Source organism: Paratissierella segnis (assembly GCF_014385195.1).
Lineage (GTDB): Bacteria > Bacillota > Clostridia > Tissierellales > Tissierellaceae > Paratissierella > Paratissierella segnis.
On record NZ_JACRTG010000029.1, the window covers coordinates 156,535 to 168,094 of the forward strand.

Below are 11,560 nucleotides of genomic sequence, written 5' to 3' on the forward strand. Positions count from 1 at the left end.
CGCGTTTCTTATTCCGTTTTTTTTATATATATATTATACACTTCCCTTGTACTTTCCGATGGCCGTAAGTTCAAGTCCAACCATAGGTTTTTTACATACTCGTTATAAAACTTTTCCAAACTTGCTTTGTTTCTTTGAATTCCATAATATTGGATTATCAACCTAGCTATATCTTCATTATAGGGGTCCATATTTATCATGGCTTCCAGACAGATTCTCAAAAATTCATCTAATCTACCTAACTCAAGTTGGCTTTTTGCAAAGTCCTCCAATATATTTAACACCATATCCTTATATATTTGCTGGACTCCCATCACCCAATTATAGCCTTCTTCTTCGAGAAAATCTCCCTTGTAGATATTCAAGATTTTCTTTATATCTTCCTCATTTAATGTCTTTGTATCTATTATCCTATTTAATTCTCCAAGATCGCTTATAATTGGCACATTGAGCTGATAACTTTCATTAAAATAAACTATCCCTTTAGCAAACCCCAATCTCTCTAAGTTTTTCCTAAGCTGATATACTGTTGTATGCAGTATAGTAGTTGCCTTATCTATATCCCTATTAGGAAAAATATTTTCCATAATCAGTGATTTAGATATCGGTCTCCCTTTCTGACACCAAAGATAGGCAAACAATTCCTTAGTTTTTTGAGTACGCCAGATTAGAGGGTTGTTTGACTTATCAACTACTTCAAAATTTCCAAAGCTTTTTATTGTAAGTCTATTATCAAACCCATCGGTGTCAACTTCAACACTATGTTTATTTTCAATGGTTTCTTCAAGTCTTTTTATGGTTTTATAGAGCCGTTTTTCTTGTATCGGTTTCAATAAATAATCCAAAGCATTAATTTCAAAGGCTTCTACCGCATATTTAGAATAAGCAGTTATAAAAACTATTTCAATTGAAAACTTTTCTTCCGCAAAAAGTTGAGCCATTTCCAATCCATTTATAGAACCCATTTCAATATCTAAAAATAATACATCAGGCTGCAGCTCTTTTATCTTTTCAAGTGCCACATTGGGATTTGTATAGCTTCCTAGAACTTCTATATCTTCATATTTTGAAAGAATATGCTCCAATGTCTCTAACGCTAAAGGTTCATCGTCAACTAGAATAACTTTCATAAGATTTCGCCTCCGGAATGGTAATTGTTATTCTCGTACCCTCATTTTCATTGCTTTCTATACTTATAGTAGAACCTTTAAGTATTTTCAATTTTTCAACTATATTTCTAAAACCTAACCTTTGACTTTTCCCTTCCAATAACTCTTTTTGTTTTTCCTGACTCATGCCTACACCATCATCTTCGACTTCAATACACACTGAATCCATGGATGTACTCTTCACAGAAATCTTTATATTTCCTCCATGATTTTTCTTAGCTAATCCATAGCGAATTGAATTTTCAATTAAAGGCTGCAATGTCAGCGGAGGAATCATAACATTTATGTCCTCATCTATGTCATAATCAACATTCAATCTATCCCCATATCTCATTTGCTCGATTTCCAAATATGCCTTTACTAATTCCAATTCAGTTTCCAGTGGAATCAAAGCTTTCCCTTTATATAATTCCAATTTCCCTCTAAAATAAATGGATAAGTTATTTAATGCAGCCCTTGTTTGTTCCGTATCCTTATAGCTTAGTCCGATTATGGTATTTATCGTATTGTAGAGAAAATGAGGCGATATTTGTGAATAAAAATACTGAAGTTCTTTATTTATACCTTCTTCAACCGATGTTTTCATCGACAATAGGGATAATATTCTCGATCTTAATTCATCCGCATCTGCAGGTTTTTTTAGAAAATCATTGGCCCCGTACTCAAAAGCATCCAATAAATCTACATTTCTCCCCGAAGCAGTCAATACCAATATGGGTAATTCAGATATGGCATATTTCTCGCGTATTCTCCCGCAAACTTCAGCTCCTGACATATCCGGCAGCATAAAGTCCAGCACTACCAAATCCACCTTGTCCCGCTTTAGCACTTGTAATGCCTCATTCCCATTATCAGCAAATATAATATTGAAGCCCATCTCAAGGATAATATCTGCCATAACTTTTTGATTGGATACTTCATCATCCACTATTAAAATAGAATATTTATTATCGTTTTTATATAAATCCTTTTTAAGAGAAACTTTTTCTTCAATAGATTTTATAGAATATTTAAAATCATCCTGTATCTCAGTTTCTGATTCATCATTGGATAACGGCAAGGAAAAACTAAAACATGAACCTTTTCCATAAACCGATTTTACGTCTATCTTACCCCCTTGGACTTCAACAAGCTGCTTAACAATTGTCAATCCCAGTCCCAGACCGCCCCCATTGTTGTCATCCCCATTTTTCTGATAAAACGCATCAAATATCTGCCCTATATTTTCTTCCTCTATACCAGACCCCGTATCTTTTACCTCGAAAAATGCTTGTCCTTCCTTTTGGTATGCTGATACTCTTATTTCTCCTGAATCGGTATATTTTATAGCATTATATACCAAATTGTAAATAATTTGAGTAAATTTATCAGGATCAGCTTTTAATTTCGGAAATGAATTTGGAATTTCATTTATCAATTTTAAATCTTTGCCACTAGGTATCATTAATCTCATTTCGTCTAAGATTTCTTCCACTATCTTATGGGATTCTACAGCCCTTATTCTTAACTTGATTTCTCCCTTATTGAGCTGAGAAGCATCCAGCAAATCCTCAACTAAACGAGTTAGTCTTTTCCCTTCCTTATTTATGAAATATAAATCCTCTTGCTGTTTGGAATTTAAAGTCCCCTTTTTCCCTTCAATCAATGATTGTGTAAGGTTTAGCATCACATGCAGAGGCGTCCTAAGTTCATGGGATGCTCTTGCTAAAAATTCATCTTTTAGCTTATCGTAGACCACAAGTCTTTTTGAAAGGCTGTCCGCCTTCTGATAGTCTAATTGCAGTTTGTAGCTCATAAGCAGTGCTACTGTTATCATCATAATAAGCAATAAAACGACAGATAAATAGCCTAAATCCAACTCAAAAAATATTTTTAAAGCCAGGGTGAGCCAATAGGTAGTCAAAGTGGCAGCTATTATCAATGCATAACCTGATGATTCAGCTTTATGTAATATCGCTTTGGTCAGTGTATAGATTATATAAGTATAGCTTATTAAAATACTTGTCATTATCAATAATTGTACTACTCCCTGAGGAATAGATGGAGTCTGTGCAGGGTTATTTAATATAAGCAACAGATTGATACACATTAGTCCTATGACCGATTTCATCCGTTTTTCATTTCTATATTCCTTAAAGAAATAATAAACGAAGAAAAGAAAACATATGGTAACCATTATCATGCTAAACAGCTGAATTCTTATACGAGTTAAATAATCATAATCTATAAACAAATCCAATAACTGCTCATTCATAGTGGATAAATACAAACCCATAAATAAGCTTGTCCCGCTAAAATATATTAAATACGTTTCTTTCCGTCTTTGAAAATATATCAGAAAAAAATAAAAGCTAAGTACCAAACAAACACTTATGATTAATCCATCAAACCATCGGTCAAGTCTATCTCGTTTTATTATTGATTGAGACGTGCCAAATTCAATAGGCTTGATTATTCCTCCTGAACTATATCCATAACTGGAAATATGGATTACCAATTCCAGTTCATTGTTATCACTTCCGATAAATCCAATCTTATATTTGCTGTCGGGTATAAAAGATGATCTGTCTAGAGATGGTCTTCCCATATTTATGACATCATTGCCATTTATAAATACATGGCTTGATACCCTTATAGTTCTAGTCTTTATACCATAATTATCCTCTTTCGGCAATATTATTTTCAATCTATAGGTCCCAGAGCCGTCCGTAGATCTATCTTCATTTAGATATGACTCCCAAGCCCCCGGAACATTTACGTACTTTTTTATATCCCTATAGTCTTCAAATTTACCTTCATTGGGATCGATTAAGACATTGGGATAAAATTCCCACTCTCCATCAAGGTCTATATTCCCTTCCATATCCCATAATCTCAAATCAAATGTTCCACTAACAGCTTCACACTTATTGGGAATAGTTGTTAAGTTGATATTGTAAAGATAGATTGCTGACATAAGTACAATTGCAATAGATATTGTTATGAAGACGATGCTTTTGTTATCAAGTTTGCCCTTAAAAGAAGTCATCTTTTGCACTCCCATTGAGTTGATATTATCATAATTATATCAAATAAAAGGGCAATTCACAAGTCACAATCGACCCTTGGGTCGTCCTGCCGTGTACCCTTTGTAGTCTAAGGGTGAGCCGGGCAGGATTAACTTAACTATCGAAGGATCTCCGGTTTTATTGATATTCTAAATTCTATGGGATTCTTCACTGACGTTCAGAATGACGCGAGCATTGATTATACTGCCTTTATTGACCCGGGATTACTGCTTAAGTCATCCTGAGCGTAAAGCGAAGGATCTCTATTTTATTGATATTCTAAATTCTATGGGATTCTTCACTGGCGTTCAGAATGACGCGAGCATTGATTATACTGCCTTTATTGACCCGGGATTACTGCTTAAGTCATCCTGAGTGTAAAGCGAAGGATCTCTATTTTATTGATATTCTAAATTCTATAGGATTCTTCACTGGCGTTCAGAATGACGCAAGCATTGATTATACTGCCTTTATTGACCCGGGATCACTGCTTAAGTCATCCTGAGCGTAAAGCAAAGGATCTCTATTTTATTGATATTCTAAATTCTATGGGATTCTTCACTGGCGTTCAGAATGACGCAAGCATTAATTATATTGCCTTTATGGACCCGGGATCACTGCTTAAGTCATCCTGAGCGTAAAGCGAAGGATCTCTATTTTATTGATATTCTAAATTCTATAGGATTCTTCACTGGCGTTCAGAATGACGCAAGCATTGATTATACTGACTTTATTGACCCGAGATTACTGCTGATGTCATCCTGAGCGTAAAGCAAAGGACCTTTACTGTTTTTATAATACATACTAACATGGGATTCCAGCGGGGCGGATAGGGTCATCCACCCCTACGAATGACACCTTCGGTGTGTCAAATTCACAATGCATATTAAAAGAGGAGAGCAAATTGCTCTCCTCTTTCGTCTATCCTTTGTTATCTATATTTACGGTACTAGTATTACTTGTCCAGGGAAGATTAGATGCGGATTCTTAAGACTATTGAATTCAGCTAATTTTTCCCAAGTAGTATCAAATGATCTTGCTATCTTCCAAAGCACGTCTCCTGCTTTTACTACGTATTTTCTAACTTCTGGTACAGGCACTGGTTCCGGTTTTGGTTCAGGAATTGGTTCAGGAGTTGGTTCCGGTGCCGGAACTGGTTCAGGAGTAGGTACTGGTTCAGGAGCCGGAGCTTCCACTTCAGCAGGAATTGCTACGATTCTTCCTTCTACAGTTGGGGCAACTTCTCCTAATTCCTTAACATAATCTATCAATACATCTGATAATAAACCGCCTTCAGCTATAAATGTCTTTCCTTCAAACATAGTGTAGTCATCTCCTCCGGCAGCCATAAAATCATTGGTAACTAATTTATATGTCTTGTCTAGCTCTAAAGGTTTTCCATCGACCAACACTTCTACAATTCTTTCTCCAACTGGTTTCCCAGCATCAAATCTGTATGTCATACCGCTAACATGTGGGAAATGTCCTGCTTGTTCAGGATATAAATCCACGCCATGTTCTAACGCTTTAGTTAATTCTTCACCAGTTACCTCAATCACTGCTAAGGTATTGGTAAACGGGAATGATGTGATTATGTTCCCGAAGGTAATATCACCGGCAGGTATAGAAGCCCTGATTCCGCCACCGTTTGTGAATGCTATATCTGCTCCGGTCGATTTTCTCATTGCATCAGTAATTAAATTTCCTAAATTTGTTTCACCTGTTCTAGCATTAGCTCTTTCACCATCTAAATCTACTTTGGATTTTCCTACTACTTCAGCTAGCTTAGGCGCATTCAATTCTGCTATTTTCCCTATTTCCTCTTCTATCTTCGGATCAGGAACGATATCCTTAGCTTCATCGAAACTAATCAATTTTGCTTCTTTATTTAATATCTTACCATCTTCTACTTCGATATTGACAACGCCAATATTATTGGTGTAGTTACCCGTTTGAACTAATAGTGCATCTCCTATTACTTCGTTTTCTATTTCATGACTATGACCATCAACTATCAAATCTATACCTTTAACATTTTCAGCGATTTCTTTAGAAGTGGTCAATGTAGTGCCTTCGTTTCCTAAGTGAACCAGTGCAACAATTACATCTACCTTTTCTTCTTGCAATTTCTTAACTACATCTTTTGCTATCTCTACCGGTTTTCCAAAATTGATTCCTTCAGTATTGTCCGGATGAGATTTGAATTTTGTTTCTTCAGTAGTTAACCCAAATATTCCGACCTTTAATCCATTTTCCATTTCTTTAATTGTATATGGCTCAAAATCCGATTTATTGTCTTTGTCCTTCAAAATATTAGCTCCTACGATTGGAAATTTAGCCAAGTCTTTTAATTCTAATAATCTTTTATATCCATAATTAAAATCGTGATTTCCCGGTACCATTGCATCAAAGCCAACTTCATTCATCAAATCAACCATAGCTTTACCTTCGGTTAAATTGACATCTACTACGCCATGGAAGGTATCTCCCGCATTTAAAAGAAGTACATTTGGGTTGTCCTCTTTTAATTCATCAACCTTGGTCTTTAACCTTCCAAAACCTATTTCTTTTTGCCCTTCATCAAATTTAAGTCTGCCATGTACATCATTTACATGTACAATGGTTAGTTTTTGCGTCTCTGCTGCAAAAACACTGCTAGGAACTATCATTATACCTAATACTAGTACAAATGATAAAATGACGCTAATAAATCGTTTGTTTCTTAGATTCATCTTCATTCCCCCTATATTATTTAATTAATTAACCTATACCCTTATTGTAATATATTTACCTATTTTTTTCCATAGGAAATGATAAATTCAATTCACATAAAAGAATGGTTCCAAATCTCTAATTGCTCTTCCATTCACGATACACTGGTGATGGATATTGACTCTTTACGAAGTCTATTAGATACTTTGCTCCTTTTGTTATTTCAACCTTATTATTCCAAGCAAGACAAATTGTAGACTGTACGCTTTCCCCTTCTATTGAAATTACTTTTATCTTGTTTTCATTTATAGATCCCATTTGAGCAACAAAAGCAATCCCAAAACCCTCTTCAACTAAAGCGGCTACAGTAGAATTATCCATAGCCTCATATGCAATATTTGGATAAAATCCATATCTTGCACATATATCAATTATCTCTTGCTTAAATCCAGTTGATTCATCAAAGACAATGATAGGTTCATATCTTAATTCATCTATCTTAATACTCTTATTAGCTGCTAGCCTATGTGATTTTGGCAGTAATACATAAATATCCTCAATAAATATGGGATGATAATCTAAAATTGATGTCTCCTTAGCCATAGGTGCAACCCGTCCCAAAACAAAATCTACATCCTCATTGATTAATCTCTTTATTATGTAATTATTAGGTCCTTGATGGATTTTTAAAGTTACCTCTGGATGTTTATTCTGAAATGATGAAATTAATGATGGTAAAGTACTAGATCCCAATGAAAATGTTGTTGCTAACTCAACTACTAGGTCTTGATTTTCTTTGAACTTAGTGATCTGATTGATTCCGTTTTCCAGAGAAGATAAGCTTTCCTCCACATATTTTGCAAAAATCAACCCACATTGTGTGATTTCTATTCCACGGCCATCTTTCTTTAAAAGTGAAACTCCTAACTCATCTTCAAGATTGCAGATAGCTGTACTAATGGTTGATTGTGAAACATGATGTAATTCTGAAGCTTTTGTAATATGTTTAAGTCTTACTACTGTCATAAAATAATAAAGTTGTTGTAAGTTCATATTAGGCCTCCAAATTAATTCATCAAATTTATCAATGTATTAATCAAATATTGCTATTAGACATGTTTTATAAAATATAATAACCTTATATTAAACACTATAGTGATAAATATATCTATTCTAGAATAACACACTTTTATTTGAAACTCAATAAGGAGTGGAGGGAGTGGAGGTTATATGAAAACAAAAACTATTCAAACAGAGAATAAACAATACAAAAAGATTAAAAATACTATCAACAAAGGTTACAAAAATGCCATAAGTTTGGAAGGTATAATATTTTCCCTATTATTTATATCTTTTTTCCTATTATTAGGTCAAAAAATAGGTGGCATTAATTTAATCAATACTTTAATCAATACGACCTATGATTTATTAACGAAAACAGTTTTCCGGATTATGGCTATCGCTGTTCTTGCAGGTGCCATTTCCGAATTATTAATGGAATTTGGTGTTGTTTCAATCATTAACCATATCTTCTCTCCTTTGATAGGACCAATCTATGGACTACCTGGTGCTAGTATAGTAGGTATCTTATCTTCTTATCTTTCGGATAATCCTGCTATTTTAGCATTAGCTAGTAATAAGCATTTTAAAATGTACTATAAGAAATATCAATTGCCTGCTTTAACCAATATTGGTACATCTTTTGGTATGGGAGCAATAGTTTCTGTATTTATTGCTAGTATTAACGGTCCCAATGGTGAAAGTATGATTACTCCAGTAATCATCGGGAACATCGGAGCAATTATTGGAAGTATTGTAAGCACTAGATTGATGTTAAGAGAAACTACTAAAATCTACGGTAAAGAGGCAACTATCCAAGATGATTTAGATTTTGATGAAACATATGATATTTTGAAGTACAGAAAAATTAGAGAAGGTAGTCTTGGCCAAAGAATTATATCTTGTTTAATGGATGGTGGAAATATGGGAGTTTCCATGGGAATTTCCATAATACCAGGAGTACTCATTATCTGTACCTTTGTAATGCTGCTTACTAATGGCCCTAATTCTCTTGGAGAATATACTGGAGCTGCGTATGAAGGTGTAGGATTAATACCATTCATAGGAGAAAAATTGGAATTCATATTAAAACCACTATTTGGTTTTTCTAGTTCACAGGCAATTGCAGTACCTCTTACTGCACTTGGAGCTGCTGGCGCTGCTATTGGATTAATACCTTCAATGGTAAGTTCAGGACTTGCAACAGGTAATGATGTTGCAGTGTTTACTGCAATTTGTATGTGCTGGAGTGGATATTTAAGTACACATACTGCAATGATGAAAAGTTTAGGTTTTCAAGAGTTGACAGGAAAGGCAATCAAATCACACACGATAGGCGGATTTGCTGCTGGCATCAGTACAAATTTGATCTATAAATTATTTATGACTTTAATTTAAGAAAGGAAGGGTTTTAATGGATTTAAATATTGGAACTGAAACTAGAAACGAGTATATGAATTTAGAACTTCAAAAGGGTGCATATACTTTAGCAAAAGAGATAATGTTGATTAAACCTGGAGAAAACGTAGTCATATCTGGAGATACAGCCTCTGATAAAAGGGTTATTGATGCAGTTGCTGGGGCAGTTTATTCAATAGGCGGTATTCCAACCATTATAAACTATGCAACAGCACCAACAGTAGGACTACAACCTCCAGCACCAATTGCTGCAGCTGTTGCAAAAGCCGATGTATGGATAGAATTTACCTACTCCTATATCATGCATTCAAAGGCTTTTAGAGATGCAATGGACTTTGGAACTAGATATATCTGTTTGACAGGTATGGATGTGGAAATGCTAGTCAATACCATTTCTAGAATAGATTATGCTACTATGATTGAACTTGGAGAATACATGAAAAGCGTCTTAGAACAAACAGATGAAATAATAATTAAATGCCCTAATGGAACAAACCTAGTTGCACACAACCGAGGAAGAAAAATTAGACATTCAGGTCAGATTGCAACTAAAAAAGGATATCCTGTAATGCTAGGTGGACAAATAAGTTGGTGCCCTGTTGAAAGTACCATTAACGGAACATTAGTATTTGATGGAGCAATTTTTCCTCCGCTAGAACTAGGAAAATTAAATAATCCTATAACTCTACACTTAGAAAAAGGAAAAATTGTAAAAGTAGAGGGTGGAGCTGAAGCCAAGATATTTGAAAACTGGCTGCATGGTTTCAATGATGATAATATGTTTAGACTTGCTCACTATTCCCTTGGATTTAATCCTGGAGTAACTAAAGTAACAGGAAGAATAGTTGAAGATGAAAGAGTATTTGGTTGTATGGAATTTGGAATAGGTAGCCAAGGTGCTGCTATTATGGGTGAATTCTGGACTGCAGCATCTCATACAGATGGTATAGTTCTAAAACCTACAATGATCTTTGATGGAAAAGTATTTGAAGAAGAAGGCATTTATTTAGACGAAAAAGCAAGAGAACTATGTAAAAAATTAGGTGTACAGGGATATTAATCATATACAGAGAATTACAAAGATAGCATCTTAATGAAAGCGCAACAAAAACATTTTAGGTTCTGCTTAATAGATAAGATTATTGTTGTTAAATTGAATGAATTAGACTATAAATTATTTTGAATAATTATTATAAAACTAAGCAGATTAGATATTTAATGTAAACTATTTTTTTATAATATATAAATTTGGAGGTGAGAGTTAGTGTTAAATATTGGTTTGGTACAGTTAGATGTAAAAGAGGGTGATATTGAATGGAATAAAATAAAAATAGAAAACTATGTCAAAAATAAAACTAGTAAGGGCTTAGATTTGTTATGCTTTCCAGAGTTGTGTATAAGTGGCTATGATTTTGAAGTAGCAAGAAATTCACTGGATGAGCTAGACTTTTTTTCAAAAATAAGTAAAAAATATAATCAAGCTATTTTAGCTGGTGTAAGTAAAAAAGAAAACGGAGACTACTTTGATACATTATGTATTTGGGATGAGGAAGGGATAGTTCTAGGTGAATATAAAAAAATACATCTTTGGGGAGAAGAGAGAAAGTTTTTCACTGCAGGTAAGGATGTAGTTATGGTAAATTTTAAAGGATGGAAAGTAGGTTTATTAATATGTGCAGACTATGGATTTGCAGAATTATCAAGGGAATTAACTCTTAAAGGTGCAGAAGTAATATTTAATTCAAGTGCTTGGGATGTAAATGCAGGTGAACTATTTAGATTATGTGCAAAAATTAGAGCTGTAGAAAACCAAAATTATTCAGTGGCATTAAATAGAGGAAGTTCCATTAATAAATATTGCGGAAGTACAGGAGTATATGGTCCAGATGGTGTAGTTGTTAAAGAAATTAGACATAAAGGTGAAGATTATTTGGAAGTTACATTAAGGAAAGGGGAAATAGAAAGTTATAGAAAAGTATTACCTTGGTTAGAAATGAGAAGGCCTGATGTATATACAAAATTTAAAAATTAAATTGGCTCTGTAAACTAAATATGAAAAAATAGTACAATATCTTCATAGAATTGCTTTAAGTTTCTTTGGATTGCTTTAAATTTCGCTTTCCATATGATAAAGCTTCGTCTATGAAATCATCA

The 11,560-nt window shown here is 34.0% G+C and carries 7 protein-coding genes; 3 read left to right on the top strand and 4 right to left on the bottom strand.

Annotation, left to right across the window (positions count from 1 at the left end; all coding sequences use genetic code 11):
* Positions 1 to 8: 8 nt before the first annotated feature.
* From H8707_RS12550 to H8707_RS12565, 4 genes are all read right to left on the bottom strand, one after another.
* Positions 9 to 1,130 (bottom strand): response regulator, encoded by a 1,122-nt coding sequence (locus H8707_RS12550; protein WP_262430486.1) that lies wholly within the window; start codon positions 1,128 to 1,130, stop codon positions 9 to 11.
* Positions 1,111 to 4,197 (bottom strand): hybrid sensor histidine kinase/response regulator, encoded by a 3,087-nt coding sequence (locus tag H8707_RS12555; RefSeq protein ID WP_262430487.1) that lies wholly within the window; start codon positions 4,195 to 4,197, stop codon positions 1,111 to 1,113. Before H8707_RS12555 ends, H8707_RS12550 begins: the two co-directional genes overlap by 20 nt.
* Positions 4,198 to 5,157: 960 nt before the next feature.
* Positions 5,158 to 6,948 (bottom strand): 5'-nucleotidase C-terminal domain-containing protein, encoded by a 1,791-nt coding sequence (locus H8707_RS12560; RefSeq protein WP_262430488.1) that lies wholly within the window; start codon positions 6,946 to 6,948, stop codon positions 5,158 to 5,160.
* A gap of 118 nt (positions 6,949 to 7,066) precedes the next feature.
* Complete coding sequence (locus H8707_RS12565; protein WP_262430489.1) at positions 7,067 to 7,981, bottom strand: LysR family transcriptional regulator; 915 nt, start codon at positions 7,979 to 7,981, stop codon at positions 7,067 to 7,069.
* Between the two features lie 177 nt (positions 7,982 to 8,158).
* Here H8707_RS12565 and H8707_RS12570 point away from each other — a divergent pair, with 177 nt between their 5' ends.
* The 3 genes from H8707_RS12570 (at position 8,159) to H8707_RS12580 (ending at position 11,438) form a co-directional block, all read left to right on the top strand.
* Positions 8,159 to 9,385 carry a CD0519/CD1768 family membrane protein gene (locus H8707_RS12570; protein WP_262430490.1) on the top strand — a complete coding sequence of 409 codons (1,227 nt, stop codon included), beginning with the start codon at positions 8,159 to 8,161 and terminating at the stop codon, positions 9,383 to 9,385.
* Between the two features lie 16 nt (positions 9,386 to 9,401).
* Positions 9,402 to 10,466 (top strand): aminopeptidase, encoded by a 1,065-nt coding sequence (locus H8707_RS12575; RefSeq protein ID WP_262430491.1) that lies wholly within the window; start codon positions 9,402 to 9,404, stop codon positions 10,464 to 10,466.
* A 204-nt stretch (positions 10,467 to 10,670) separates the two neighbouring features.
* Positions 10,671 to 11,438, top strand: coding sequence for a carbon-nitrogen hydrolase family protein (locus tag H8707_RS12580; RefSeq protein WP_262430492.1), 768 nt, complete (start codon positions 10,671 to 10,673; stop codon positions 11,436 to 11,438).
* The last annotated feature ends 122 nt before the right edge of the window (positions 11,439 to 11,560 follow it).